Annotated in this window: 22 protein-coding genes; 1 reads left to right on the top strand and 21 read right to left on the bottom strand. The window is 57.8% G+C overall.

Going from position 1 to position 26,806, the window contains the following annotated elements; genetic code table 11:
* Window positions 1-474: 474 nt before the first annotated feature.
* The 4 genes from ACE3P2_RS11565 to ACE3P2_RS11550 form a co-directional block, all read right to left on the bottom strand.
* Complete coding sequence (locus ACE3P2_RS11565) at window positions 475-924, bottom strand: transposase (protein ID WP_374264558.1); 450 nt, start codon at window positions 922-924, stop codon at window positions 475-477.
* Between the two features lie 147 nt (window positions 925-1,071).
* A complete protein-coding gene (pgi, locus tag ACE3P2_RS11560) occupies window positions 1,072-2,721 on the bottom strand; it encodes a glucose-6-phosphate isomerase (protein WP_374264556.1) in 1,650 nt (549 codons plus the stop codon).
* Window positions 2,722-2,965: 244 nt separating this feature from the next.
* A complete protein-coding gene (locus ACE3P2_RS11555; protein ID WP_374264554.1) occupies window positions 2,966-4,393 on the bottom strand; it encodes an MBL fold metallo-hydrolase RNA specificity domain-containing protein in 1,428 nt (475 codons plus the stop codon).
* 250 nt (window positions 4,394-4,643) lie between these two features.
* Entirely contained in the window at window positions 4,644-4,880 is a 237-nt protein-coding gene (locus tag ACE3P2_RS11550; RefSeq protein WP_374264552.1) for a hypothetical protein, read from the bottom strand.
* Between the two features lie 161 nt (window positions 4,881-5,041).
* Here ACE3P2_RS11550 and ACE3P2_RS11545 point away from each other — a divergent pair, with 161 nt between their 5' ends.
* Window positions 5,042-5,722 carry a hypothetical protein gene (locus tag ACE3P2_RS11545; RefSeq protein ID WP_374264550.1) on the top strand — a complete coding sequence of 227 codons (681 nt, stop codon included), beginning with the start codon at window positions 5,042-5,044 and terminating at the stop codon, window positions 5,720-5,722.
* 138 nt (window positions 5,723-5,860) lie between these two features.
* On the opposite strand, the gene ACE3P2_RS11540 is transcribed toward ACE3P2_RS11545, so the two are convergent.
* The 17 genes from ACE3P2_RS11540 to ACE3P2_RS11460 form a co-directional block, all read right to left on the bottom strand.
* Entirely contained in the window at window positions 5,861-7,141 is a 1,281-nt protein-coding gene (locus ACE3P2_RS11540) for a nucleotide sugar dehydrogenase (RefSeq protein WP_374264548.1), read from the bottom strand.
* Window positions 7,142-7,204: 63 nt separating this feature from the next.
* Entirely contained in the window at window positions 7,205-8,644 is a 1,440-nt protein-coding gene (locus ACE3P2_RS11535; protein WP_374264546.1) for a mannose-1-phosphate guanylyltransferase/mannose-6-phosphate isomerase, read from the bottom strand.
* A 67-nt stretch (window positions 8,645-8,711) separates the two neighbouring features.
* Window positions 8,712-9,686, bottom strand: coding sequence for a GDP-L-fucose synthase family protein (locus ACE3P2_RS11530; protein ID WP_374264544.1), 975 nt, complete (start codon window positions 9,684-9,686; stop codon window positions 8,712-8,714).
* Window positions 9,687-9,688: 2 nt separating this feature from the next.
* Window positions 9,689-10,810 (bottom strand): GDP-mannose 4,6-dehydratase, encoded by a 1,122-nt coding sequence (gmd, locus tag ACE3P2_RS11525; protein WP_374264542.1) that lies wholly within the window; start codon window positions 10,808-10,810, stop codon window positions 9,689-9,691.
* A 23-nt stretch (window positions 10,811-10,833) separates the two neighbouring features.
* Window positions 10,834-11,592 carry a glycosyltransferase family 2 protein gene (locus ACE3P2_RS11520; protein WP_374264540.1) on the bottom strand — a complete coding sequence of 253 codons (759 nt, stop codon included), beginning with the start codon at window positions 11,590-11,592 and terminating at the stop codon, window positions 10,834-10,836.
* A gap of 39 nt (window positions 11,593-11,631) precedes the next feature.
* Window positions 11,632-12,762 (bottom strand): non-hydrolyzing UDP-N-acetylglucosamine 2-epimerase, encoded by a 1,131-nt coding sequence (gene wecB / locus ACE3P2_RS11515; RefSeq protein ID WP_374264538.1) that lies wholly within the window; start codon window positions 12,760-12,762, stop codon window positions 11,632-11,634.
* Complete coding sequence (locus ACE3P2_RS11510) at window positions 12,759-13,871, bottom strand: NAD-dependent epimerase/dehydratase family protein (protein WP_374264536.1); 1,113 nt, start codon at window positions 13,869-13,871, stop codon at window positions 12,759-12,761. The genes wecB and ACE3P2_RS11510 overlap by 4 nt, the downstream gene beginning before the upstream one ends.
* 6 nt (window positions 13,872-13,877) lie before the next feature.
* Entirely contained in the window at window positions 13,878-14,915 is a 1,038-nt protein-coding gene (locus ACE3P2_RS11505; RefSeq protein ID WP_374264534.1) for a polysaccharide biosynthesis protein, read from the bottom strand.
* Window positions 14,916-14,930: 15 nt separating this feature from the next.
* On the bottom strand, window positions 14,931-16,133 hold the full coding sequence (locus tag ACE3P2_RS11500; RefSeq protein ID WP_374264532.1) for a glycosyltransferase: 1,203 nt from the start codon (window positions 16,131-16,133) through the stop codon (window positions 14,931-14,933).
* A gap of 11 nt (window positions 16,134-16,144) precedes the next feature.
* Window positions 16,145-17,140 carry a glycosyltransferase family 4 protein gene (locus tag ACE3P2_RS11495; RefSeq protein WP_374264530.1) on the bottom strand — a complete coding sequence of 332 codons (996 nt, stop codon included), beginning with the start codon at window positions 17,138-17,140 and terminating at the stop codon, window positions 16,145-16,147.
* A 107-nt stretch (window positions 17,141-17,247) separates the two neighbouring features.
* On the bottom strand, window positions 17,248-18,459 hold the full coding sequence (locus ACE3P2_RS11490; RefSeq protein WP_374264528.1) for a hypothetical protein: 1,212 nt from the start codon (window positions 18,457-18,459) through the stop codon (window positions 17,248-17,250).
* Between the two features lie 83 nt (window positions 18,460-18,542).
* Window positions 18,543-19,742, bottom strand: coding sequence for a glycosyltransferase family 4 protein (locus ACE3P2_RS11485; RefSeq protein ID WP_374264526.1), 1,200 nt, complete (start codon window positions 19,740-19,742; stop codon window positions 18,543-18,545).
* A gap of 19 nt (window positions 19,743-19,761) precedes the next feature.
* On the bottom strand, window positions 19,762-21,012 hold the full coding sequence (locus tag ACE3P2_RS11480; RefSeq protein WP_374264524.1) for a hypothetical protein: 1,251 nt from the start codon (window positions 21,010-21,012) through the stop codon (window positions 19,762-19,764).
* A gap of 61 nt (window positions 21,013-21,073) precedes the next feature.
* Entirely contained in the window at window positions 21,074-22,150 is a 1,077-nt protein-coding gene (locus tag ACE3P2_RS11475) for an SDR family oxidoreductase (protein ID WP_374264522.1), read from the bottom strand.
* Between the two features lie 229 nt (window positions 22,151-22,379).
* Window positions 22,380-24,614 (bottom strand): polysaccharide biosynthesis tyrosine autokinase, encoded by a 2,235-nt coding sequence (locus ACE3P2_RS11470; RefSeq protein ID WP_374264520.1) that lies wholly within the window; start codon window positions 24,612-24,614, stop codon window positions 22,380-22,382.
* Window positions 24,615-24,996: 382 nt separating this feature from the next.
* Window positions 24,997-26,235 carry a polysaccharide export protein gene (locus ACE3P2_RS11465; protein WP_374264519.1) on the bottom strand — a complete coding sequence of 413 codons (1,239 nt, stop codon included), beginning with the start codon at window positions 26,233-26,235 and terminating at the stop codon, window positions 24,997-24,999.
* Between the two features lie 130 nt (window positions 26,236-26,365).
* Window positions 26,366-26,803: a low molecular weight protein-tyrosine-phosphatase gene (locus tag ACE3P2_RS11460; RefSeq protein ID WP_374264517.1), complete on the bottom strand. Its 438-nt coding sequence runs from the start codon at window positions 26,801-26,803 to the stop codon at window positions 26,366-26,368.
* Between the last annotated feature and the right edge of the window lie 3 nt (window positions 26,804-26,806).

Here is a 26,806-nt window from a genome sequence, read left to right as displayed (position 1 = left end):
CCGCGGGCGAATTGAATTCGCCCCCACAGAAAAACCGGAGCCGCGATACCCCTGTGGGTGCGAATTCATTCGCACAACGCCCGTTGAAACACGGCCATCGCACCATTCCACCTCCGCAGGCGAATTGAATTCGCCCCACAGAAGAACCGGAGCCGCGACACCCCTGTGGGTGCGAATTCATTCGCACAACGCCCGTTGAAACACGGCCAACGCACCATTCCACCTCCGCGGGCGAATTGAATTCGCCCCACAGAAAAACCAGAGCCGCGATACCCCTGTGGGTGCGAATTCATTCGCACAACGCCCGTTGAAACACGGTCATCGCGCCATTCCACCTCCGCGGGCGAATGAATTCGCCCCCACAGAAAAACTGGAGCCGCGATACTCCTCCTGTGGGTGCGAATTCATTCGCACAACGCCCGTTGAAACACGGCCATCGCGCCATTCCACCTCCGCGGGCGAATGAATTCGCCCCTACAGCCAAATCGCGTCCCAGTGGGGGTAATCGCCTATCCGTTGCACGAGGCCGGCGCGCAGGGGGTTGGCGACGATGTAACGGGCGGCGGTGGGGAGGTCTTCGTCCTTGCGCAGGGCGCGGTCGTGGAAGCCCTTCTGCCATACGCTGCCGCGGTGGCCTCCCGCGGCATTGAGGCGGCGTCCGACGCGGGCCTTGAAGGTCTTGACGGTACCCGAGAGCGAGGCCGTGCCACCGAGCTGGACCAGCCAGTGCAGGTGATCGGGCATCAGCACCCAGGCCAGCGAGCTGAGCAGGCCCTCGGCGTCGAGGCGGCGCATTTCGGCGACGGCCAGGCGGGCGAGATGGAAGTCATCGAAGCACCGCGCCCGGCCAGCAGTCACGGTGGTAAGGAGGTAGACCTGCCCAGGAACGGAGACGCGGCCGCGGCGCAGGGCATCGTAGGTCATGGCTCGGGTTCTGTAGGTGCGAATTCATTCGCACACCGCACCTTGAAACACGGCCATCGCATCATTCCACCTCTGCGGGCGAATTGAATTCGCCCCCACAGAAAAACCTCGGCTTAGCGATGCCCTTTGCCCCTGTGGGTGCCCATTTCAAAAATCGCCGTGCTCGCGGCACCATGCGATCAGCGCGCGGGTGGACTGGTCGAGGCCTTCCGCTTCGGATTCGCCCTTGAGCGCCGGCAGCAGGCGGCCGGCCAGTTGCTTGCCCAGCTCGACGCCCCACTGGTCGAAGGAATTGATGCCCCACACCACGCCCTGCACGAACACCTTGTGCTCGTAGAGGGCCAGCAACATGCCGAGGCTATGGGGGTCGATGCGCGGCAGGATGATGGTGGTGGACGGCTGGTTGCCGGCGAACACCTTATGGGGCAGCAGCGCGGTGGCCTGCTCCGGCGGCACCCCGGCGGCGCGCAGCTCGGCCGAGGCCTCGGCTTCGGTCTTGCCAAAGGCCAGCGCGGCGCTCTGGGCCAGCAGGTTGGCCATCAACGGGGCCTGGTGGCCGGGCAGCGGGTAGTCGCTCTGGGCGCTGGCGATGAAATCGCAAGGCACCAGCCAGCCGCCCTGGTGGAGCAGCTGGAAGAAGGCATGCTGGCCGTTGGAGCCGATCTCGCCCCACACGATGGGGTTGGCCTGACAGGCCAGCGGCTGGCCGTCCCGCCCCACCGTCTTGCCGTTGGATTCCATCTCGAGCTGCTGCAGGAAGGACGGCAGGAAGCGCAGCGCCTCGTGGTAGGGCAGCACGGCGCTGGTGCCGGCGCCGAGGAAGTTGGTGTTCCAGATGCCGATCAGGGCCATCAGCACCGGCAGGTTGCGCTCGAAGGGCGCGTCGCGGAAATGCTTGTCCATGGTCTGCCCGCCGGCGAGCAGGCGTTCGAAACCGCTCATCCCGATGGCGAGCGCGATGGGCAGGCCCACCGCCGACCAGAGCGAATAGCGCCCCCCCACCCAAACCCACATGCGGAACACGTTGGCCAGGGGCAGGCCGAACTCGGCGGCCTTGTCCACCGCCGACGTCACCGCCACAAAATGCAGGGGCAGCGCCCGCGCCGCGTTCACCCCCGCCGCCGCGCACAGCCATTCGCGGGCGGTGTGGGCGTTGAGCATGGTCTCCTGGGTGGTGAAGGTCTTGCTCGCCACCACGAACAAGGTCGAGCGCGGGTCCAGCACGTCGAGCAGATGCCCCAGGTGGGCGCTGTCGAGGTTGGACACGAAGTGCATCCGCAGGCCCGCGCGCCCGTAGGCCGACAGGGCGCGCACCACCATCTTGGGGCCGAGGTCCGACCCGCCGATGCCGATATTGACCACGTCGCGGATCGCCTCGCCGGAGAAACCCCGCCACAGGCCGGCGCGCAGCTTGTCGGAGAACACCCGCATCTGCTCGCGCACCGCCCGCACCTCGGGCATCACGTCCCGCTCGGGCGACGGAAACGCGTCCAGGCCCAGGTGACGCAGCGCCGGGTGGAGCACCGCGCGATCTTCGCTGACGTTGATCTTGTCGCCGGCGAAGAGCCGGTCGCGCCAGCCCACCAGATCGGCGGCGTTGGCGAGCTCGATCAGCAACTGCATGGCGCGGGTATCGACGCGCTGCTTGGAGAAATCGGCTAACAAACCGTCAAGCTGCAAGGACATCTGCGCAAAACGCTGCGGGTCGGCGGCGAAGAAGTCGCGCAGATGCCGGTGGGCGATCAGGTCGCGATGCGCGAGCAAGGCCCGCCAGGCAGGGGAATTCGGAGCAACCATTCAGATATCCGTCTTGTGTCGGGGCGAAATCATTGGCCCGTCGCGCATTGAAAATCGGCAGGACGTCGTTTTACGTCCGCGGGCGAATGAATTCGCCCCCACAGAATGGCCCACACCGCGCCCACCGCCCTCCTGTGGGTGCGAATTCATTCGCACAACACGGGTTGCAGAAAGGTAGAGCGCTGCTTAACCTCCGCGGGCGAATGAATTCGCTCCCACATGATTGTAACCGCCGCGCAAGACATCAATCATCACCCGCATTCATCACCCGCAGCCCCGGGCCGAGGGCCGCCGCGAGACGCTTGGCCAGCGCTTCGCGGGCGCCGGCTTCGCCGTGGATCAGGCGCACCTCGGCGGGCCGCCGCCCCATGCCGGCCACGAAGCGCACCAGATCGTTCTGGTCGGCATGGGCCGAATACCCCGACAGGCTGTGGATGCCCGCGCGGATGTCGATGCGCTCGCCGTCGATGTCCACGTAACCGCCGCCCGGGCCCCAGGTCTGGATCGCATGGCCCGGCGTGCCGCGCGCCTGGTAGCCCACGAAGAGCACGTCGTGGCGGGGGTCGTGCAGCATCGCCTTGAGGTAGTTCATGACCCGCCCGCCGGCGCACATGCCGCTCGCCGCAATCACCACCGCCGGCTCGCCGCTGCGGGCCAGGCGACGCACCGCCGCCTCGTGCCCCGCGTGGTCGTCGATGGCGGTGAGCTGGGCAAAGGCCAGCGGCTTGCGCCCCGCCCTCACCCGCGCCAGCGCCTCCGCATCCCAGAAGGGCTGCAACTCGCGGTAGAGCCGGGTGAAGCGCCCGGCCAGGGGCGAATCGAGATAGAACGGCAGACGCGCCCAGCGCTCGGCGTGGGGGCCCGGCTGCACGCGCTGGCGGTGCAGGATGTCCTCGAACTCGTAGAGCAGTTCCTGGGTGCGGCCGATGCTGAAGGCCGGCACGATCACCGTGCCGCCGTTGTCCAGCGCCCGCTCCACCACCGCCTGCAGCCGCTCGCGCCGGGTATGGCGGTTCTCGTGGAGGCGGTCGCCGTAGGTGCTCTCCAGCACCAGCACATCGGCCGCCTCCGGCGAGCGCGGCGCCGGCAGCAGCGGCGTCCACGGCGCCCCCAGATCCCCCGAGAACACCACCCGCACCACCTCACCGGCCGCGCCGGCCACGTCGCATTCCACATAGGCCGACCCCAGAATGTGCCCGGCCCGCTGCAGACGGATGCGGCACGCCCCACCCACCCCCGGCGCGTCGCCGCACACGTCCTGCCACTGCCCGTAAGGCAGCGGCCGCAGCCGCGCCTCGACCATGCGCAGATACCGCTCCACCAGCCGCGCATCCCGCGTCACCCCCATCGCGAAGGCATCCGCCAGCACCACCGGCAGCAAGCGCGCCGACGGCTCACTGCAATAGATCGGCCCCTTGAAGCCCGCCGCCAGCAGCCAGGGAATCCGCCCCACATGGTCGATGTGCACATGGGTCACCACCAGGGCCTGCACGCCGTCCACCGGGAACGGAATCTCCAGCCGGTCGGGCCCGGACTGCCCGTCCGGCGCCGTCTCGGCCCCCTGGAACAAGCCGCAGTCAATCAACACACTGCGCTTGCCATCCAGCAACAACTGGTGGCACGAACCCGTGACGCCTCGAAACGCCCCGTGATGGGTGATCTCGACCTTCATCCCCTCCCCCTCATCTTCCGCCCCCACGCGCCCGGCACCGGCCGAGCACCGGCCGGGCGACGCGCAAGGGCATCACGCGCCCCGAGCCCGATGCCACGACGGCCACGACGGCCACGTTTACCCGCTACGGATATTTATTAGACATTTTCAGGATATTTCCTTTACGATACGCGGACTGAAAAACACCTGTCAATAAATACAGAATCGCCGCGACACGCCACCGTCACCCAACCGCCCATGCGCATAAACATCACTTATCACGCAGCCGTCGCGGCATCTCAAAAAACCATTTTTTCATATGAAAAAAGTGTCGCCAGACGTCCGTCAGCCCCTGCCAGACATCCCGCAACCTTTGCCAGACGTCGCGCAAGGTTCGCCAGACGTCCCGCGATCGTTGCCAGACGTCTCGCCACCCCTGCCAGACGTCCCGCAATCGTCGCGAGACGTCCCGCAACGGTTTTTGCACATCTGGCAGCACTTTTTTCATGTCTGGCAGGCTTTGCCAGCGCCCTGGCAAAAGCGGCCCCATTTCCCGCGGCTTTCGCGAAACCCGCGCGGAACAAGGCCGCGCGGGCGGCAAGGGCACACCCGGCCCCCGCCCGCCGCACCGATTCACCCCGTCACCACCCATAAACAAAGGAGATCGACATGCCCAAGAACTACTACCTGCCCAGCGACGACAGCGGCAAGGCCGAACTGCTCGAACACCTCGCAGCCCGCCTCCCCATCCACGCCACCGCCCTCGAGCTGAGCGCCGACGACATCACCCAGCTCAAGGCCGACGCCCTGGCCTTCCGCTACACCCTGAGCGCCACCAACATCGTGCAGGCCAACGCCAAGCTGTGGACCGCCTTCAAGAACCTCCAGCGCGACGGCGGCCCCGGCGAAACCGCCTACCCCAACGTCTCCAACCTGCCCGCCCCGGTACCGGCCGTGCCGCTGGGCATCATCCCGCGCCTCACCAATCTCGTCGCGCGCATCAAGGCCGCCCGCAACTACAGCGACGCCATCGGTCAAGACCTCGACATCGTCGGCAGCCTCCAGGCCGCCGGCACCGACGGCGCCAAGCCGATCCTCGACATCACCACCAAGGCTGGCCGACCCAACATCCAGTGGTCCAAGGGCAAGGCCGACGCCCTCGAAATCTGGGTCGACCGCAGCGACGACAAGGGCTTCGCCCTCTTCACCATCGCCAGCTCGCCCCGCGTCCCCGATCCCACCCCGCTCCCCGCCAGCCCCACCCGCTGGAAATACAAGGCCATCTACCGCCTCAAGGACGTGCAGATCGGCGACTGGAGCGATGTGGTGAGCGTGGCAGTGGGGGGCTGACGCCGGCAGCGCGCCCGGACGGGGGGGCGCGCCCTCGCCCGGGGCCGCCGCGGGGCAATCCCTCCACGTCACGGCGCGTACCACGTGAACAAAAAAACGGGAGCCCAGGCTCCCGTTTTCTATCCTGTGCCCAACAGCTTACAGCCGCCAGACCTTCGCCCCCGCCGCCGCCAGGGCGGCCGGGTCGTAGAAGCTCTTCACGTCGGCAAACACGCCGCCGGGGATCAGCTTCTCGCACAGCTGGGCGACGCCCAGGTCGGCGTATTCCTGGTGGGCCACGGCGGCGACGATGGCGCCGGCCTTCGGGAGCTTGTCCCACGGGGTGAGGCTCACGCCGTACTCGTGCTCCGCTTCGGCGGATTCGGCCACCGGGTCGTGCACGTGCACGTTGACGCCGTAGCTCTGCAGCTCGCGGATCACGTCGATGACCTTGCTGTTGCGCAGGTCCGGGCAGTTTTCCTTGAAGGTGAGGCCCAGCACGACCACGTCGGCGCCCTTGATGTTGTGGCCGGCCTGGATCATCTGCTTGACGGTCTCTTCGGCCACGTACTTGCCCATGCTGTCGTTGATGCGACGGCCGGCGAGGATGACCTGCGGGTGGTAGCCCAGCATGTCGGCCTTGTGGGTGAGGTAGTAGGGATCGACGCCGATGCAGTGGCCGCCCACCAGGCCCGGGCGGAAGGGCAGGAAGTTCCACTTGGTGCCGGCGGCCTTGAGCACTTCGAGGGTGTCGATGCCGATCTTGTGGAAGATCACGGCGAGCTCGTTCATCAGGGCGATGTTGAGGTCGCGCTGGGTGTTCTCGATGACCTTGGCGGCTTCGGCCACCTTGATCGAGCTGGCCGGATACACGCCGGCGGTGATCACCGATGCGTAGGTGTCGGCGACGATCTTGAGGGTTTCCGGGGTGTCGCCGGAGACGACCTTCATGATCTTGGTGACGGTGCGTTCCTTGTCGCCCGGGTTGATCCGCTCGGGCGAGTAGCCGACGTTGAAGTCCTGCTTCCACTTCATGCCCGAGAACTTCTCGAGGATGGGGATGCAGACTTCCTCGGTGGCGCCGGGATATACGGTGGATTCGTAGACGACGATCGCGCCCTTCTTCATGTACTTGCCGACGCTCTCGGACGACTTGACCAGCGGGGTGAAGTCCGGCTGGTGCGCCTCATCGACCGGGGTGGGCACGGCGACGATGATGAAGTCGGCGTCCGAAATGACCTTCGGGTCGGTGCTGCAGGTGAGGTGCACGGCGGCCTTGAGGTCTTCGGTGGCAACTTCGCCGGTGGGGTCCACGTGGCGGGCGTAGGCGTCGACCTTCTCCTGATGGAGGTCGAAACCGACGGTCTTCACTTTCTTGCCGAATTCGACGGCGAGGGGCAGGCCAACGTAGCCGAGGCCGATAACTGCGATGGTGGTCATGTTGAACTTACTCGCGAAATAGTTGCATATAACGACTCTTTGGTGGTCAATCAATACCAGAGCTCACCCCCGCCCGTAGGTGTCCTCAAATCGGACGATGTCGTCCTCCCCCAAATAGCTGCCCGACTGCACCTCGATGATCTCCAGGGGCAGCTTGCCCGGGTTGGCCAGCCGATGCACGTGGCCCAGCGGGATGTAGGTCGATTCGTTCTCACCCAGCAGGAAGGTCTTCTCGCCGTTGGTGACTTCGGCGGTGCCCTTCACGACGATCCAGTGCTCGGCCCGGTGGTGGTGCATCTGCAGGCTGAGGCGCGCGCCGGGATTGACGACAATGCGCTTGACCTGGAAACGCGCGCCGGCGTCGATGGAGTCGTACCAGCCCCACGGACGGTGGATCTTGCGATGGGCCGAGGCCTGGCTGCGCTTTTCGAGCTTGAGCGCGGCGACGATCTGCTTGACGTTCTGGGTCTTGTCCTTGCGGGCGACGAGCACGGCGTCGGGCGTTTCGACGACCACCGTGTCGTCCAGGCCCACGCAGGCGACCATGCGGTCCTGGGCATAGACGAGGGTGTTGCGGCTGTCTTCGAACAGCACGTCGCCTCGGGCGACGTTGCCGCTGCCGTCCTTGTCGGCGATGTCCCACAGCGCATCCCAGGCGCCCACGTCGGACCAGCCGGCGCTCATGGGCACCACGCAGCCGGGAATGCCAAGCTCCGCGGCGCCGGCGAGTTTCTCCATCACCGCGTAGTCGATGGAATCCGACGGGCAGGCGACGAAGGCATTCTTATCCACCCGCACGAAATCCGCGTCCCGCGCCCCGCCCTGCCAGGCGGCGTCGCAGGCCTTGGCCATGGCCGGCTGCAGCGCCGCGAGGGCCTTGAGCCAGGTGCTGGCGCGCACCATGAAGAGGCCGCTGTTCCAGAGGTATTCGCCGCTGTCGAGATAACGCTGGGCGGTGGCGGCGTCGGGTTTTTCGACGAAGGCGGCGATGGCCTTGCTGCCATCCGGGCGCTCGGCGCCGAAGCGGATGTAGCCGTAGCCGGTCTCGGCACGATCGGGAACGATGCCGAAGGTGACGATGGCTCCATCCAGCGCCGCTGGAATGCCGGCGTCGATGGCGGCCTGGAAGCCGGCGAGGTCACGGATCACGTGGTCGGCGGGCATCACCAGCAGCACCGGGTCGGCCTCCTGCACGGCGAGCGCCGCGAGGGCCAGCGCCGGAGCGGTGTTGCGGCCGACGGGCTCGAGCACGATGTTGCGGCTGCTGCGGCCCACCGAGCGCAGCTGCTCGGCGGTGACGAAGCGGTATTCCTCGTTGCACACGACGATCGGCGCCTGGGCCACCGGCAAACGCCTCGTGAAGCCGGCAAGCCGCCCTGCCGTGGCCTGCAGCATCGTCTCGTCGCCCACCAGGGCCAGCAGCTGCTTCGGGTACTGTTCGCGGGAAAGCGGCCACAGGCGGGTGCCGGAGCCACCGGAGAGAATGACGGGTTGGAGTTCCATGGTAATCAAGAGTGAGGCGAGTCCAGAAAATAGAGAATGTAAGAACACAACCGCCAACAATGGCGGCCTATGCCCTCACATCCGCGCCAGCCCGAACAAACCACCTGTACGCATCGCGTAGACCATCTTCAAGTTCAATGGCGTATTGCCAGCCCAGTGCCTTCAATCTGGATACATCCATCAGCTTTCGGGGCGTTCCATCCGGCTTGGCGGAATCAAAAATCAACTTTCCATCAAAGCCGGTAACACGAGCGACCGTTTCGGCCAGTTCTCGGATAGTGCAGTCAACCCCCGTGCCAACATTGATATGCGACAGCATCGGCTTAGTGTTGGCAGCATAAGCCGAATTATCCAACTCCATGACATGGACACTAGCTGAGGCCATATCGTCAACATGAAGGAACTCTCGCATCGGCGTACCACTACCCCAGATGACGACCTCCCTAACGCCTTGTTGCACAGCCTCATGAAACCGCCTCAACAATGCGGGAATGACGTGACTGTTGTCTGGATGAAAGTTGTCGTTCGGACCGTAGAGATTAGTAGGCATCACGCTCCGGTAATCACGACCATACTGCCTGTTGTAACTTTCACACAACTTGATCCCTGCAATCTTGGCAACCGCATACGGCTCATTTGTTGCCTCAAGCACACCAGTGAGCAGCGCATCTTCCTTCATCGGCTGATCGGCATGCTTCGGATAGATACACGAAGAACCAAGGAAGAGAAGCTTCTGCACCCCTGTCACATGGGCCGCTTGAACAACATTTGCCTCAATCATCAAATTATCGTAGATGAACTCAGCAGGATAAGTGTTATTGGCGTGAATGCCGCCAACCTTGGCCGCAGCCAAGTAAACTTGATCGAACTTATGCGCACCAAAGAATCCCTGCACCGCCGCTTGATCGAGCAGGTTAAGCTCATCACGCCCCGCTGTGACAATATTCTCGTAACCGAGTGCCTGCAACCGACGAACGATCGCGGACCCAACCATTCCTCGATGCCCAGCAACAAAAACACGGCTACTCAAATTACGAACCATGCTCAGTTCTCCACCGAGACAGCAATATCGTGTCCATTGGCACGCAAGAACGCGTGCCGCTGAGCCACCTTCAGATCCTCGCTCACCATTTCCTCACACATCTCCTGCACGGTGATCTCTGGAACCCAGCCTAGCAGCTCCTTCGCTTTACTTGGATCTCCAAGCAGCGTCTCGACCTCTGCAGGACGGAAGTATCGCGGATCAACCCTCACGATAACGTCGCCGACCTTAAGCGCAGGCGCCTTATCGCCGTCAATGCCCGCGACCACCGCAATCTCCTCGATCCCCTCACCTTCGAAGCTCAGCGTAACCCCCAACTCCGCAGCCGACCATTCGATGAACTGACGCACGGAATACTGCACACCGGTTGCAATAACAAAATCCTCCGGCATGTCCTGCTGAAGCATCATCCACTGCATGCGCACATAATCCTTCGCATGCCCCCAGTCCCGAAGGGCATTGAGATTGCCCATAAAAAGGCACCTCTCCAACCCCTGAGCGATATTGGCAAGACCACGCGTAATCTTTCGCGTTACAAAAGTCTCGCCACGACGCGGGCTCTCATGATTAAACAGAATGCCGTTACAGGCATACATTCCATAAGCCTCGCGGTAATTCACGGTGATCCAATAGGCGTAAAGCTTAGCGACGGCGTACGGCGACCTTGGATAAAACGGCGTAGTCTCCTTTTGTGGAATCTCCTGCACAAGGCCGTACAACTCAGAAGTCGACGCTTGGTAAAAACGAGTTTTCTTTTCGAGACCTAGAAACCGAATCGCCTCCAGCAATCGAAGGGTTCCCATCGCATCGACATCAGCAGTGTACTCTGGCGATTCAAAGCTGACAGCAACGTGACTTTGAGCGCCTAAGTTGTAAACCTCGTCAGGTTGAACCTGCTGAAGAATGCGAGTGAGATTTGAAGAGTCAGTCAAATCGCCGTAGTGAAGGACAAAGTTCTGGTTGTCCACATGAGGATCTTGATAAATGTGGTCCACACGCTGAGTATTAAAAAGAGATGCGCGACGCTTAATACCGTGAACCTCGTACCCATTTCCAAGCAAGAATTCGGCCAAATAAGATCCATCTTGGCCAGTAACACCTGTAATCAAAGCTACTTTTTTCAAGACCCGCCTCCCTATATCGATGATTAATTCAGAAACTGACCGATTTTGCTAACATTTTTACAGAACAATGTTCCGATTCCCCCCACACCAGATCGCACCAAAGCGTTCAGATCCTCGCGGGATTTCAGCAGTATATTTTTAATCGATTTATTACTAGCCCCACCCAACCTCATCTTTGTAAACACAAAGGGAAGATAAGTCGCAGAGAAACCTGGAATCGAGAAAAGCTGCAGAATGCTGTAGTAATCAGCAGATATTCGATAACCAATATCAAACCCACCAATACGCTGATACCACTCTCTGCGCACATACAAAGTCGGATGCGGTGGCATCCACCCCCACCTAAGCAGGTTCGAACTGAAGGCGCGAGATCTCCAATACCGAACAACGCGCGAGGGATCGCTCTTCTTTACATACTGCAGATCACCGTAAACAGCACAGACGCTTGGATCCTCAAAAGCAGCGGCAACTTTCTCCAGCACAGTATCATCTGCAAAAAGATCATCTGCATGCAAAAAACCAATCACATCACCAGTAGCCTTAGATATACCTTTATTCAAAGCATCGTAAATACCCCGATCTTTTTCGCTCACCAGAGTAGAAATCTGGCTTTGCCGAGCATGGAGCACGTCCAATGTAGGGTCCTTACTTCCCCCATCTATAACAATATGCTCAATTTCATGATACGTCTGACTGGAGACCGAATCCAAGCAGTCCGAAATGGTATCTGCACAATTCCATGTCGCAGTGATTAGGGAGATTTTTATCGGACGGTGGGGCATAAAAATCCTAAAAACAATGTATGAACAAGCTGCACCACTTCAGTACTTCTTCCAGACCACTCGATTCACGTAATCGGTGTAGCTGTGGATGATCCGGACGACCTTGTCGGACACGTTGGGCATGCTGTAATCGCCCACCTGCCGAAGCAGACGGGTTTCACCGCTGGGCTGATCCTCCAGGATTGCCAGCCCCTGCATGACGCGCTCGGTGTTCATGCCGACCATCATGGCGGCGGCCTCTTCCATACCTTCGGGACGCTCGTGGGCATCGCGGATGTTGAGCGCCGGGAAGTTGAGGATCGACGACTCTTCGTTGATCGTGCCGCTATCCGACAGCACCGCCTTGGCGTTGAGCTGCAGCTTGTTGTAATCCTTGAAGCCCAGGGGCTTGAGCAGGCGGACCAGCGGATGGAACTTTGCGCCCATCGCATCCACACGCTTCTGGGTGCGCGGGTGGGTTGAGACGATCACCGGCATCTGGTACTTGTCGGCCACGGCATTGAGGGTGGCAACCAGATTGGTGAAGTTCTTCTCGGAATCGATGTTCTCTTCCCGGTGGGCGCTTACCACAAAGAACTCACGGGCCTTGAGGCCCAGGCGCTCCAGCACGTCGGATGCCTCGATACCGTCGCGGTAGTGGGTCAGCACTTCGAACATCGGGCTGCCGGTCTTGATGACCATATCGGGCGGCAGGCCCTCACGCAGCAGGTAATCGCGGGCGATGGTGCTGTAGGTGAGGTTGATGTCGGCCGTGTGGTCGACGATACGGCGGTTGATCTCCTCGGGCACGCGCATGTCGAAGCAGCGGTTGCCGGCTTCCATGTGAAAGGTGGGGATCTTGCGGCGCTTGGCGGGCAGCACTGAGATACAGCTGTTGGTATCACCCAGCACCAGCATGGCGTCCGGCTTCTCCTCGGCCAGCACCTGATCGACCGCAATCACCACCTTGCCGATGGTCTCGGCACCGGTTGCGCCGGCCGCGTTGAGGAAGTGATCGGGCTTACGCACGCCCAGATCTTCAAAAAAGATCTGGTTCAGCTCGTAGTCGTAGTTCTGGCCTGTGTGCACCAGCACGTGTTCGCAATAGTCATCCAGCTTTGCCAGCACGCGGGAAAGCCGGATGATCTCGGGACGGGTGCCGACAACCGACACCACCTTCAGCTTCTTCATTGCTTCACCTTGTTGGCAAACGTATCGGGCTTTTCGCGGTCGAAGATCTCGTTTGCCCACAGCATGATGATCATCTCGTCATCACCGATGTTGGTAATGTTGTGCGTCCAGCCCGGCACCGTTTCAACGATCCGGCCCTCACCACCCTTGGTAACCAGCTCGTAGTGCTCGCCGGTGACGATATGGCGGAAGCCGAAATGCGCCGTGCCCTTGAGGACCATGAACTTCTCGGTCTTGGTGTGGTGATAGTGCTCGCCACGGGTGACGCCAGGATGCGACGTAAAGTACGAGAACTGGCCGCAATCCGGGGTCTTGAGCATCTCGACAAAATCGCCGCGCGGATCGGAATGCTTGACCACGCTGTAAGCAAACGACTCGGTGGGCAGGAAGCTTAGATAGGTGGAATACAGCGCTCGCACCAGGCCCGTGCCCACACGATCAGTAATCATCGATGCGCGGCTGGCCGCAAACCCACGGATCGTATCGGCCACCTGGCCAACGGTGGAGTCGTATTCCGGGCCGGCGGGCACAAAGCCGCTGGGCGTGCCGGGCGACTGCAGCAGGCCAACAAAGGCCTCGACCACATCGTCGATGTACACCAGCTTGAGCGCCGCGCTAGGATCATTCACCTTGATCTCCAGCCCGCGAGCGATGTTGTGGCAAAAGGTGGCCACCGCCGAGTTGTAATTGGGCTGCGACCACTTGCCAAACACATTGGTCAGGCGGAACACATAGGCCGGCGAGCCGTTCTTTTCGCCGTGCGCAAAGACGGAGTCTTCGGCCGCACGCTTGCTGACACCGTAAGGGTTATCGAGCGCGGCCTGGGTGGACGACGACAGGACCACCGGCGCCTTGTTGCCGTACTCGGCCAGCAGACTGCATACGGTTTCGGTAAGGCCGGCATTGCCGGTGGCAAACTCGCTCACATCCTTGGGGCGATTGATGCCCGCCAGGTGATAAACGAAATCCGCCCCCTTGAGCGCAGCCTTCAGATCATCATCGGACGAATCGAGGGTGATACGCGCAATATCGGTATGCCCAAGCTCGCCCAGGCGAACGGATAGGTTGCGGCCGATGAAACCGTCGGCGCCGGTAATCACGATACGCATGGCGGCTTAGTCCTGCGCCTCGGCCTTTTCGCCGCGGGCGATCTTCTGCATGAAATCCAGCTTGAGCAGCAGCTGCGTCATGCCATCCACGTCCAGGCGTTCGGTGTTATGGGAGGTGTACTCGACAGCCTCGGTAATCTTCTGCTCGCCCTCTTCCACAAACTTGTCGTAGTTGAGATCGCGGCCGTCGGCCGGCACACGGAAGTAACCCGGCAAGTCCTGAGCGCAGGCGCGCTCTTCGCGGCTCAGCAGCGCTTCGTAAAGCTTTTCGCCGTGGCGGGTACCGATGATGCGGACTTCGTGCTCCGGCTTGTTCATCAGGCCAAGAATTGCCTTGGTGAGCACATCCACCGTGGCAGCCGGCGCCTTCTGAACGAAGATGTCGCCGTTGTTGCCGTTCTGGAAGGCATAAAGCACCAGATCCACCGCATCGTCCAGCGTCATCATGAAGCGCGTCATGTTGGGATCGGTGATGGTGATGGGCTTGCCATTGAGCACCTGATCCACGAACAGCGGAATCACCGAGCCCCGCGAGGCCATCACGTTGCCGTAGCGGGTGCCGCACACCACGGTGCCGGTACCTTCGAGATTCCGGGACGCAGCAACCATCACCTTCTCCATCATCGCCTTCGAGATACCCATGGCGTTGATCGGATACACCGCCTTATCGGTGGACAGGCACACAACGCGCTTCACCTTGTTGGCGATTGCAGCCTCGATCATGTTCTCGGTGCCAAGCACATTGGTGCGCACCGCCTGCATCGGGTGGAATTCGCAGGAAGGAACCTGCTTGAGCGCGGCCGCGTGGAACACGTAATCAACACCACGCATGGCGGCAGCAATCGACTGCGGATCGCGCACATCGCCAATGTAGAACTTCAACTTGCGGTTGTTGTAGAGCTTCCGCATGTCGTCCTGCTTTTTCTCGTCGCGGGAGAAAATGCGGATTTCACCGATATCGGTGTTGAGGAAGCGACGGAGGACAGCATTACCGAAAGAGCCTGTTCCGCCGGTAATAAGAAGCGTTTTTCCAGCAAAAGACATAAAACCCCCAACAAATCAATTCAAGGAACGAAGGAAGCGCACCAAGCTTGCCCCGTGGACAGATTCGGACGCGGCATGAAATACAAACTCACGGGCAGATTTAGCCCTTAAGACCCGATCACGCAATGGAAGTGCTGCAACACCCTCGATGGACTTCCTCAACCCCTCGGCACTTTCATCATCGATCAAATACATTTGTTCAAGATAGCTATCAGGAATCCCTGGAAGCCTAGTTGTAAGCACCGGCACACCTAGTGCCAGATATTCAATCAACTTCGAAGGAAAGGAATGCCTTACAAAATCTTGGTCCGACGGACGGGGATTCACAAGGAGATCGGACGACTGCAATAGCGCAACAAGATCCTTGGGGGCAACCACGCCACCATATCTGACACGCGGGTTACTAGTTGCAACCTCCTTAATCCTCGACTCCAAATCCCCTTTCCCATAAATCGTCAACCTAACATTGACCCCACGTACATTAAGGACAGCGTCCAACAAACGTCCAACTCCGTACTGCTCAAAAAGTCCACCGGCATATGCGATATCAAAAACTGGCTTCTCGCTAAGACTTGGCATATTCGACTGCTCGAGGTGCCGATCCATAAACCCAGGTAGAACTATTCCACGGACCATCGGGGAGTAGTCGTCAATCAACGCCTGCGTCAAAGCGACCACACCGTCCACACGTGAAAGGGCGCTTTTGACGATAGTACGATCTAGCTTCTTAAGAAACCGGACAAGAATGCCATCCCGTGCAAGAACGACCCCAGGGGGATCCGTTACTACCACCACGACCTTGCGATCCTTTCGTCTCAATAAAAGTGAGAACCAAAGAAACGGGCTATGAACTCCATGAACGACAATAAACTGAGCACGATGGCGCACGATCTCTCGCCAACCAGGCAATAAACACGCTACGGTGCGAGTCACGTGCTTCAATACCACTGCGTTCACAAACCCGAGGGTACGCCCACGAAAACCATCGTGGCAAAAAAAACGCCCCCCAAACCAGAGCTTCGGCATTACTGGGTAGTTTGAAACGGGAAGAGCCGAGAGCAGTTCCACCGCGGCCCCCCCATCTCTCAGCGCGCGCGCCAAGCTCCAAGCAAATTTATGAGTTTGAAGAGGAAGATTCTGATCCTTTTCAAGGATTTCTTGAAGCATTGAGTCCGGAACAGTAAAACCCAGCAAAGTAACGCGGATCGGCGTATTCAATTCGCGCCCCCTCAGTTCAGGACGTTTCTATAAACATCAAACATGCGATTCACCATCAGATTCATCGAAAAACAGCGGCCGACACGTTCCTTTGCCGACGCCGCATCCTCCCGTCTAAAAACATCATCTTCGATATAACGAAAAATGGCGCGAGAAAACGAATCGACATCCCCCGGAACAATCAATCCTGACAGATCATTACCAAGAACTTCTGTATTCCCGCCCACGGAAAATGCGACTGGAGGCAGACCAAAACTCATACCTTCTAAAAGCGCATTCGACAGATTCTCATGGAGAGACGGAAACACAAACATATCCCCCCCCTGCAAGAACCGGCCCACGTCGTTACGATGCCCCAAGAAACGCACACACACATCATCTCGTCGCGGCATTGCGGCTTCGATTTCCGCCCTATCTGGGCCATCTCCGACGACCCACACATGGAGCATTTTGCTAAGCCGGGGAAGTCTGATAAGCGCATCCGCCAGCGCAAAATAACCTTTTTCTTTAGTAATTCTCGAAACGGATATTGAAACAACATCCCTATCGCCAACACCAAACTCAGACCTAACTTGATTCCTTAAGTCACTATCAAACACTGGAAGATCAACGCCGTTACGTACGACACCAACAAACTTATTTGAGTACGGGGAAAGAAATTTCCGCTTAGCGGCGTAATCGCATACGGTCATAACATGCGTTGCCATCCGCAACGTCGCTGGCTCCAGCACATTACGTACAAATGCATTACGAGCTCTATTCTTTGGAAAAAGCAGATCGCGCACAGTCCCATGCACTGAGACTAGAACCTTTGGCACGCCCGCCAACCTCGCAGCGAACACACCGTGGAACCCCTCGTTTCCTAAACCTCGCACATGAATCATGTCTGGCTTGATCACTTTTAACTCTTGAACAAAGTGCCGTAACAGATCAATGCTAAGTCCTCCCGCAGCCCGCGATTGCACAAGTCGATGAAATTGAAACTCCCCACCTGTATTGGCTGCCATCAATCTATCCAGTGCAACAACGGGCCCACCGCTGTTCGAAGTACCAAACACGTGCTGAACAATTTTATAAGCCATTACTTCACCCCAAGTTCACTGCCCACTTACCCTCACACCTTGCAACCACCAATGGCCCTGGACTGACAACGACAGAAATAGCCCCAAAAAACTATCGAAAGAAAAATCGGAGTCTCGATCACGGAAAAAGAGAAACCCAGAACAATCATTACAACAAAGAGCACAAATCCAGCACGGCCGCCCGCACGCGCAGCGACGGCCTTAGAGGAGGCAGCCAAAACCAACAAAAACGGCAGCATCAAAAACATTCCGTACGTAGCCACCATATTTCCTATTCCCGATGTAGGATTCGCATCAATCCCCATCCGAGAAACCCACGTCGACTCTCTATTCGCCCCGACCCCCAAAATAGGATTATCAAGAAAATCGATTGCCAATATATATATCGACTGAAAACGGCCCAAGCCTTTCTCGTGCTCGCTGGCATCAATCATCAGCACCTGCTCAGCCAAATCTTCTGAAAGCTGTTCCTCAATCTTATCCAACTGCTCGGGCAAAACAACCGCTAATGGAAGAGCTATCAACAGGGCAAAGATCATGTACTTTCCCCTCGACTCTCTTCTTAAATTCAATAGGTAACCCACGAAGACAACGAGAGCTCCGGTAAGCCCGGTAGTTGATTGTGTAGTAAGCAGGGCTATAAAAAACACCAAGTAACGCAACTTACTGCGATCAACTTTATAAGAATCGCAGACAAGCTGAAAGTAGATAGCCATTACAATAAAACACGAAAAAACTCCCGGCTCCCAACAAAAACCGGCGTTTCGAGGAACACCTTTACTAACATCTCTAAACTGATGAATCGTATAGAATAAAGTGTGTGCGTAATAAGTATACGGCTTATCAAAAAGGCTACCCGACATATCAAACGCGGACCAAATTGAATACATCGCATCAACACTCAACAACTGAAATCCAAACAAGAAAAGACTATATGCACTTACGTAGTACATAACAGAGGAGTAAACCCGAAAAAAATCCTCTCCATAAAACCTAACAACAGCAAAGACAATCGTCAAATTACAGAAATACAAGAACGGCCAAAAATAATTCTCACCCGGATATTTAATATAAGAAAAAACAACATAGGAAAACCAAACAAAACACGCTATTAAGTACCTCTTATCAAAAACACTATTTTTTCTTAACAAATATGCAAACGAAAACGCAAAAAGCACTAGCGTCACCTCGACGCCGCGAAATAGCCGAGTCGCCAGCCCTGACAGCAGGATCAGCACCGCCATTAAGATCGAGCCAAATAACGAGTTCATTGCTGCCAATACCCCACCGCTCGCACAAGAGCTTGATAAAACTTCAAATCGCTTTCCTACTTCAGCAGGAATTCTATTAAATCGTCTGCATAGCTTTCGACGCTAAAAACATCACTAGCTAAACACTTACCCGCAGCGCCGACAGTGCGAACAAATTCAGGCGAAGACCATACAACACGCATCAAATCCGCCAGGTGTCGCACATCTGCAGGCTGAGCAAGAAAACAGTTCTTCGAATCCTCAAGATAATTTGACACCTCTCCAGCCGCGGTAGCTATGACAGGATTGCCAGTCGCAAGGTATTCACCCAATTTAGTTGGGAACCCCCCTGACACATACTCACGAGGGGTCGTGATAAGTGCGATTGCACTCGTTAAAAAAGACGGAACTTCTGTCGCCACGACCGTACCAAGAAACTCAACGCGCGCCCGATATTCAGAAGACTCGTACACACGCAAAACTTCGTCACGCCCAGCGAGACTCTCTATATCACCAATCAACTTCAATCTAACATCCGAAGTAGGATGCTCACTACAAAACAGATAGAACGCCTTTATCGTATCCGCAATGCAGTCCCTATTGTGAACCCCAAAAACGCATCCAAAGTACGGACCAACACCGTCGATCTTCCTTGCAGAAGAGAATCGCGACAAATCGACACTCATTGGCAGCAAAAACAACTCACACTGCTTTTGTTTGATGGAAGAATAGAAGCTCTTCAACTCTTCGGTCATCACCAAAATACCATCAAACAGCCGGAATGTTTTAAGGTACAGAGATCGATATAGCGACTTCCTGCGCCTATAGACAACCGGGTACTCCGATTTATCAATGACGTAGCGAAATCTCACAAGTCGAGCCACAAAGCCAAACAAGGCCATATACAGCAAGTCGTTCGTATAAAGAATTACCGACGAGGGGCGCTCCTTGGCCAAACACTGCACAGCCCTAACAATTCCAAAAAAATACAACACCGCTTTTTTCCACTGAGGGGCTTTCGTATTCCATGTCGAATCCCTTGACATATATTCATAGCGAACGCCTTCGAAAACCCCTAATCTGTTCTTGTTAATCGGTGAGGCCGGGTCTTCCGTTCCCTTAAGAATCAAAACCTTAACATCACAACCTCGCGATGCAAGCACCTTAGCATATGTTGAAAACCGATTCGTTGCGACATTTCCAACAGGAAAAGGATTAGACGTTAGAATAAAAACTCTACGTCTCGTACTTTTGGTTTTCTGGGTTGAAGATTGCATTTACACGATTTTCTCAAGCTTAGGCAGTGGATATCTGCTTTTTGTAGAAGACAACCATACAAACAATGTAAGCAACACCAGCAGCGACCCTCGCATAGGCTGCCCCGATACCCCCATACTGATCGACCAAGGTAAAGGTAGATACAATCAAAACTATACCAACAATGAAAGAACTATTTCGTAAAGCAGGCCCGTTTCCCTTTGCTGCCAAGAAACGGTTTATAAGATCTGACAGTGCGTACAGCACAAAAGCGGCAGTGAGCATATAAACATACTCGCTGACCTTGAAGTAATTACCGCCCCACAGCATCTCTACGACATAATCCGAAAGTCCGCACAACACAACAGCAGCCAGAATGGATATCGAAGCGGTAGCTATAAACAACCCTTTAGAAATACAGTTCAAATTCGTAAAACCGCTAAAGCTCGCAGTCACGAGCGCTGCAGGCAGGATGCTTAGTGGCGCGCAAAGGCTGGTAGCAAGCGCGTAGTAGCCAACATCGGCACGACTATCACTAAGGAGTCCAATAGCGACGCCGGTTAATGCCGTCCCCCCGACGGAGAATATGGAACCTAGATACACATGAATGCCGTAGGTCCTGCTCTCACGAAAGAAGCTTTTGAACTCTTTATCGCCACCTCGAAAGTCTGGGCGGATCTCTATTGAAAAAATGGAATAGCAAATAAAAGACGCCAAAAAATAAAAAAACAACAACTCAAAGGCGCCCTTAACCCAGGGAATATCTAGATAATACGCCCCAACTACAATCAACCCATACAGCATTTTTGGATACAACCTGGCTTTGGCTATCAAACCTAACCTGTTATCCGCCGGGAGCACCACTTCAAAATATGAATTAAGCAATGTAACCAAAGCGCCGAGTGGGGCAAGCAGAATTAACGGACGTACAGACTCATCAACCAATCCTGTATCAAAGAAATACGCCAAAAGCAGCAATATGCTGATAAAAACTGACAAAGCCAATGTTAGCTTGAGCGATACACCATGAAGCCTTCTCACGGACAAATTACAACCCGCCAGTAAAATTAGCCTACTTGTCGTATAAAACGCTCCGAAAGAAAGAAAGACGCAAGCCGATGCAATAAGATTAATGGCGTAATAATACCCCCCGTAATCTTCAGGGGATATCATCTTTGCTATAAAATGACTAATCAAAACCCCTGCCAGTACATTGAACGCGCTGGACCCGACAAGAGATGCCACGCCTACGACCTTTTCTTTTGGCAAGGATTTTATATAATCAATCACTAAATTGACGTCCTTATCGAGAACAAAGAACCAGACATACTTTCATATTTAATTGGGGGTTTTACTTTTTTGTCAGCGCACCTTCGCGACCGATGTACCACTCCATAGCCTCTCGTAGCCCGTCCTTGATTCTGTGGCTCGGCATATAGCCGAGAAGGCGCTCAGCCTTTCCGACGTCCGCGAGCGAGTGCCGAACATCCCCCGCACGGAAATCCCTGAAAATTGGTTGCGCGCTCTTTAGTTCAGTGCGACTTTCTGCCAATAGATTACGGATCGCTTCGAAAAGCACGACCAGCTCGGTCCTATCACCCACAGCGACGTTATATATCTGATTTCCAGCCTCCGGTCGAACCGCTGTCGCCGCGAGAAGATTAGCCTGAACAGCATTGGCTACATAGCAAAAATCCCGACTCGTCTTGCCATCTCCATTGATGTACACAGGCTCACCCGAAAGCAGCGCAGCAAACCACTTCGGAATGACCGCTGCGTAGGCGCCATTTGGGTCCTGACGAGGACCAAAAACGTTGAAATAACGCAAACCGATGGTGCTGAGTCCGTAGGTCTTACCAAACACGTCGGCGTAGAGTTCATTGACATACTTGGTAACAGCATACGGGGAGAGCGGCTTCCCGATCACGTCCTCAACCTTGGGTAGCCCAGGGTGATCGCCGTATGTGGAGCTACTGGCAGCGTAGACGAAGCGCTTTACCCCGCTGTCACGGGCGGCAACCAGCATATTCAGGAACCCATCCACATTTGCCTTGTTGCTGGTGATTGGGTCGTTGATGGAGCGTGGAACGGAACCGAGCGCAGCTTGATGAAGCACGTAGTCCACGCCCTCGGTTACCTGGCGACATTTTTCAATATCACAGATATCACCTTCCACGAACCGGAAGCGCGCCCACTGCTCGGCACTTACAAGACCTTTGACTTCATCGAGATTGCGTTGATGGCCCGTAGCGAAATTGTCCAATCCAACTACTGTCTGACCAAGCCCCAGCAGTGTCTCAAGAAGATTGCTACCAATAAAACCGGCCACACCAGTAATCAACCAGACATGAGGTATTTCAGCCAGGGATTGCTTGGTTAGATCGAAATGGGTTGCTACTGTTCGCGAGACTTTATTTGCGTTTGTCATATTATAAATTAAAAATCCTCTATGCGTGACGAAAAGCCTGGACCGGTCCGGATGTAGCCTAGAACACGCTCTAGCAGGGTGATGCAAAAGTAAAAATCCGGACCCGAAAAAATATGACGACCTCTCAGAACGGCCCGTATGCGATTTTTTTCGAGGCGGCAGGGGTGACGAGACCCCCGAAAACAACGTTTATGACGGCACTAAATAGTTTTGCATCACCCTGCTAGACCTAATTCTTGTACGAATAGCGATAGACGTAGCCCTTGTAGCCATACCGATAGCGTTGGCGATCCGTGTTCAGGTCGTTGAACACGAACCCTTTCACGTACACCCCAGCGTGATTCAGACGCTTTACAGCCTGCTCGAGCTCAGAAACGGGGTGATGACCCGCTCGCGCAACCATTAGCGTAGCACCCGCCATACGTCCAATGATGGCAGCATCGGATACAGCAAGGATCGGCGGCGCATCGATGATAAGCGTGTCGAACTGCTCGCCAAGCTGTTGCAGCAACTGCTCAAAGCGCAGATGCATGAGCAGTTCAGAAGGGTTAGGTGGGATCTGGCCTGTGGTAACAACCCAAAGATTAGGCACAGAGGTCGGCTTGACGATATCTTCAAGAGCAGTAGTGCCTGCCACGTATTCGGAAACACCGACCTCACGACGCAAACCAAATTCTTTGTTTATGTGCCCTCGGCGCAAATCGGCATCGATGATGACAATACGGGCGCCGGTTTGAGCCAGCACTGCCCCGAGATTTTTTGAAATGAAGCTCTTACCGAGATCAGGGCTGGAGCCCGTGATCAGGATCGAGTTGTGAGTAGCGTCCATTAGCGCAAAGTGAATCGTTGTGCGCAAGCCACGCAAACTCTCAATGGCGTCGTCTTCGGGATTACGGATCGCAAGTAATTCCCCCGTTGCCCTACCGCCCTTCGAGCGGCGGACAATTGCCGCCTCTTCCGGGCTGTGGGGGATCGTCGCGTAAACCGGCAGGCCCAGCTCGGATTCAATGGTCTCAGGATCTTCGACGACGACGCGAAGGGAACGGATGATCCATACAACCCCCAGGCTGGTGATGAGGCCCAACAGGGCCGCCACAACGAGCACCGCTGGCGCTTTCATGCCTACCGGCTGACGGGAAACGGCGGCCTGATCGAGGATCCGAACATCGCCTACGGTACCCGCCTTGGACACCTTGAGCTGCTGGGCGGTATTGAGCAGATCGGTGTAGAGGGTTGTGGAGACCTCGACGTCGCGGGCGAGGCGCAGCACCTTTTGCTGGGTGTCAGGCAGCTTGTTAACATCTGAATCGAACTGACTACGGCGCTCCTTCAGGCGCTGCAGGCGCTGGTCCACTGCCTGAACGCGGGGATGCTCGGCAGTGAAGCTCTGGCGCAACTCGTCCCGCTCCTGCTTGAGGGCGACGATCTGGTTATCCACCTCTACAAGGGACTGCAGCACGCTCTGGGTTTCGAGGTTCAGATCGAGGCTGCCGCGGCTCTGGCGGTAGGCGTTGTAGGCGGCCTCTGCGGCGTCCATCTCGCGCTTGAGTGCGGGGAGCTGGGTTTCGAGGAACTTGAGGGTGTTCTCGGCCTCGGCGGAGCGGCGCTCCACGTTCTGCCGCACATAGGTCTTGAGGATGTCGTCGAGGACGACGCCAATCTTTTCCTGGTCCCGGCCGGTGAGGCTTACCTCAAGGATGCCGGATTTCTTGCCACGCTCCTTGACGGCAAACTCCTTGCGCAGCAGTTCAACCGCGGACTCCATGGAGCGACGAACAAGCACGAAGCGGGTGCCCGGGCGGGCGACCATGTGGGACACGAAGATCGAGAACTTGCCGGCGGTAGCACGGTTGCCGACAGCCCCCTTTACGACACTCTCGCCGTCCTCGTCGAAGAGTTCGAAGCTGCCGTTTTCGCCGGCGGCAAGGATCAGTGGCTTGTCCTCGGCGCTGCGGGGAACATCGAGCGCCTCCACCTGCAGCGTCTCGCCGCCCCAGGCGTAACTGGAAAGGCCCAGCAGCGGGCTACTGGGTTCTTCGCCCTTGTAGCGGCGGGCAAGCGCGGAACCGATGATCGGGAAGGTCTTGGGCTGGACTTCGATGTCGAGCTTGAGGCGGTTGATGACCCGGCCCAGGACCATGCGGGAGGTAAGGATCTCCTGCTCAGCCGAAACCGTGGTGCTGTCGCCAAGCAACGGCTGGAGATCCTTGAGGGCAGCCGACATGCCGCCGCCGCCCTTTTCTTCGACCTGCAGCAAGCCATCGGCCTTATAAACGGGCTTGGCGATGAAGATGTAGGCGACACCCAGCAGGATGGAAAAAGCGGTGATGGCTGCGATCAGCCAGCGGTGCTCCATGACCACGGCGACGATTTCGCCAACAGCCAGGCCTTCACCTTCTTCGTTTGCGGACCTTATCTGCTGGTTGGGGATGGCCGGAGCGGGTTTGAGGTTTTCGGTTTCCATGGGCGTGTGGATTGGGCTTGTCTGGTTATGGGCCGAAGGTTTGGGTTCTGGTCAGCCGTTGGGGCTGGGGTGTTTGGCGGCTATGTGGGGGCGACTTCAGTCGGCCTGGGGGCGGCGATACACGGGTTGGGCCCCTGTTTGCCGTCCGCATGCGGCTGAAGCCGTACCTACAGGAGGGGGGGCGTAGCGGCCGGCTGGGGTGGTTATGCGGCTGAATTGGCGTAGTTCGGTGGGCATCTGCGCGCGAACAAGTTCGCACCTACAGAAACCGAGACCAGGACGCGAGGTTGTTTGCGCGGCCGGCGGCAAACCCGTCCCCTGCCCTACCCTTGCGAGGGGTGGGCGGGTGGTCTGGGTTTGCGGGCGGGCGGCGGTCATGCGCTTACTGACGCCCACCAAACAGCGGGTAGCGGGTCAAGCTGGTTTGGTACAGGGTTGTCGCCGTCGGCAGGATGTTGGAAATCACGCGGTTCCAGCGCACCACGTCGGCCGCATCGACATAGACGATGTCGCGCGGCTTAAGCGTGAAACGATCGGCAAGGAGCATCGAATCGGGGGAGCTGCCGTCCAGGTGGAACAGCTCGGGCACATCCGAATCGCCGCGCATGACGTAGATCCACTTGGGGTTGGCCTGATCCTGGGCAATGTAGCCAGCGTCCGCCAGAGCTTCGGCCAAGGTCGAGCGCTTCTTGCTCATGACCAGCGAACCGGGCTTCTGCACAGCCCCCAGCACGAACACCTTATTGAAGCTGCGATCCTGCACGTTGAGGATGTCGCCGGGTTCGAGCAGGGTGTTTTGTTCGGTGGCGCCGGCTTCGTACATGGCCTGGATGTCCACCCGATAGGTCACGCCCTTGCGGGTGAGCAGCACGCGGCTGTGGTCGGCTTCGGGGCCGAAACCGCCGGCGCGGTTCACCGCTTCGAGCACGGTCATCGGGATGTCGGTGACTTCCTGCAGGCCCGGCTTGTTCACTTCGCCCACCACATACACGCGCTTGCTGCGGAAGGCGGCCATACGCACGTCGAGCTGAACCTTCTCGATGTACTTGGAGAGCTTGCCGGCGATCATGTCGCGGACCTGACGCGTGGTCTTGCCCGAAACCTGCAGCGTACCCACGTAGGGGTAGTAGATGGTGCCGTCTTCATTGACGACGGTGCCCGCCTGGTCGGCGGAACGGTACTGGCCGGCCGGCGTGGTGAGTTCGGGGTGATCCCAGACGATGATGCTGAGGATGTCGCCCGGGCCGATCTTGTAGTCGGGGGCGGTTTGCTGCGCAGTGGCGCGGCTCGACGCGGTGGTGAGGTTGTCGGAGGTGGCCTTGGGGCGCGCCGGCGCGGCGGCCTTGAGCTGCTCGATGATCAGTTCGGCGGTGATCGGCTTGATCGCGACGTTGTCGGGCACCGGTTCGGCGGCGTCGGCCGTCTTGACCGGCAGCTTGACGGAGGACTGCTGGTCGCGCAGGGAATAGGCCTTGTCGCCGGGCACGACCGCGCAGGCACCGAGGGAGGCGCACAGCGCGGCAAGCAGCAAACCACGGAACGGCGCGACCCGCCTGCTACCCGGATGACACATGACCAACGTATGGGGCGCCCGAGCGCGCCCTTCAATAACCTGCTTCATGAATACCCTGCTTCTGGAAAGAGGACGATGCCCAGAATGATAATTGACAATGCATTACAACCAAGGGAGTAGGACACGAACTGCTGTAAAGCCCGTGATCTGCCACACAAACTCGCCATGGAACCCGAATTTAGAGGCGCTGGACCCACGCCGCGACGCCGTCGTCGATGCGCTGCAGCGCGTCGTCCCATACTGCTTTGGAGCGCTTGTAGGGGTCGGGCACATCCTGCTTCTGCCAGTGCCCGAGGAGAAAGGTCTTGCCGCGCACGGCGGGGTCGATGTCGCCCAGCGCCTCGCGGTGGTGCGGCTCCATGACCAGCACCAGCTCGGCCCAGCGGCAAAGGGAAACATTGGCCTGCTTGGCACGATGCGAAGAAAGATCGAGCCCCCGGTTTTGCATCAATTCGATCGCCATGTCTTCGGCGGGATGATCGACCAGCGCACCGACCCCGGCCGAACGCACGTCGGGCTGCTTGCCGGCCCGGGTGAGCGCATCGCGCAGGACGATTTCGGCGATCGGGCTGCGGCAAATGTTGCCCGTGCAGACCACGAGGATACGTTCGTACAAAAG

This window comes from Zoogloea sp., from assembly GCF_041911615.1.
Lineage (GTDB): Bacteria > Pseudomonadota > Gammaproteobacteria > Burkholderiales > Rhodocyclaceae > Zoogloea.
Note: the sequence above shows the minus strand (reverse complement) of the source record. Positions and strands in the feature narration are given on the sequence as shown.

What these genes read in the sequence shown, in the direction of transcription:
- ACE3P2_RS11565 (WP_374264558.1), bottom strand. Translation starts at nt 924, where the DNA reads ATGACCTACGATGCCCTGCGCCGCGGCCGCGTCTCCGTTCCTGGGCAG.
- pgi (WP_374264556.1), bottom strand. Translation starts at nt 2,721, where the DNA reads ATGGTTGCTCCGAATTCCCCTGCCTGGCGGGCCTTGCTCGCGCATCGC.
- ACE3P2_RS11555 (WP_374264554.1), bottom strand. Translation starts at nt 4,393, where the DNA reads ATGAAGGTCGAGATCACCCATCACGGGGCGTTTCGAGGCGTCACGGGT.
- ACE3P2_RS11550 (WP_374264552.1), bottom strand. Translation starts at nt 4,880, where the DNA reads ATGAAAAAAGTGCTGCCAGATGTGCAAAAACCGTTGCGGGACGTCTCG.
- ACE3P2_RS11545 (WP_374264550.1), top strand. Translation starts at nt 5,042, where the DNA reads ATGCCCAAGAACTACTACCTGCCCAGCGACGACAGCGGCAAGGCCGAA.
- ACE3P2_RS11540 (WP_374264548.1), bottom strand. Translation starts at nt 7,141, where the DNA reads ATGACCACCATCGCAGTTATCGGCCTCGGCTACGTTGGCCTGCCCCTC.
- ACE3P2_RS11535 (WP_374264546.1), bottom strand. Translation starts at nt 8,644, where the DNA reads ATGGAACTCCAACCCGTCATTCTCTCCGGTGGCTCCGGCACCCGCCTG.
- ACE3P2_RS11530 (WP_374264544.1), bottom strand. Translation starts at nt 9,686, where the DNA reads ATGGTTCGTAATTTGAGTAGCCGTGTTTTTGTTGCTGGGCATCGAGGA.
- ACE3P2_RS11520 (WP_374264540.1), bottom strand. Translation starts at nt 11,592, where the DNA reads ATGCCCCACCGTCCGATAAAAATCTCCCTAATCACTGCGACATGGAAT.
- wecB (WP_374264538.1), bottom strand. Translation starts at nt 12,762, where the DNA reads ATGAAGAAGCTGAAGGTGGTGTCGGTTGTCGGCACCCGTCCCGAGATC.
- ACE3P2_RS11510 (WP_374264536.1), bottom strand. Translation starts at nt 13,871, where the DNA reads ATGCGTATCGTGATTACCGGCGCCGACGGTTTCATCGGCCGCAACCTA.
- ACE3P2_RS11505 (WP_374264534.1), bottom strand. Translation starts at nt 14,915, where the DNA reads ATGTCTTTTGCTGGAAAAACGCTTCTTATTACCGGCGGAACAGGCTCT.
- ACE3P2_RS11495 (WP_374264530.1), bottom strand. Translation starts at nt 17,140, where the DNA reads ATGGCAGCCAATACAGGTGGGGAGTTTCAATTTCATCGACTTGTGCAA.
- ACE3P2_RS11490 (WP_374264528.1), bottom strand. Translation starts at nt 18,459, where the DNA reads ATGGCGGTGCTGATCCTGCTGTCAGGGCTGGCGACTCGGCTATTTCGC.
- ACE3P2_RS11485 (WP_374264526.1), bottom strand. Translation starts at nt 19,742, where the DNA reads ATGCAATCTTCAACCCAGAAAACCAAAAGTACGAGACGTAGAGTTTTT.
- ACE3P2_RS11475 (WP_374264522.1), bottom strand. Translation starts at nt 22,150, where the DNA reads ATGACAAACGCAAATAAAGTCTCGCGAACAGTAGCAACCCATTTCGAT.
- ACE3P2_RS11470 (WP_374264520.1), bottom strand. Translation starts at nt 24,614, where the DNA reads ATGGAAACCGAAAACCTCAAACCCGCTCCGGCCATCCCCAACCAGCAG.
- ACE3P2_RS11465 (WP_374264519.1), bottom strand. Translation starts at nt 26,235, where the DNA reads ATGAAGCAGGTTATTGAAGGGCGCGCTCGGGCGCCCCATACGTTGGTC.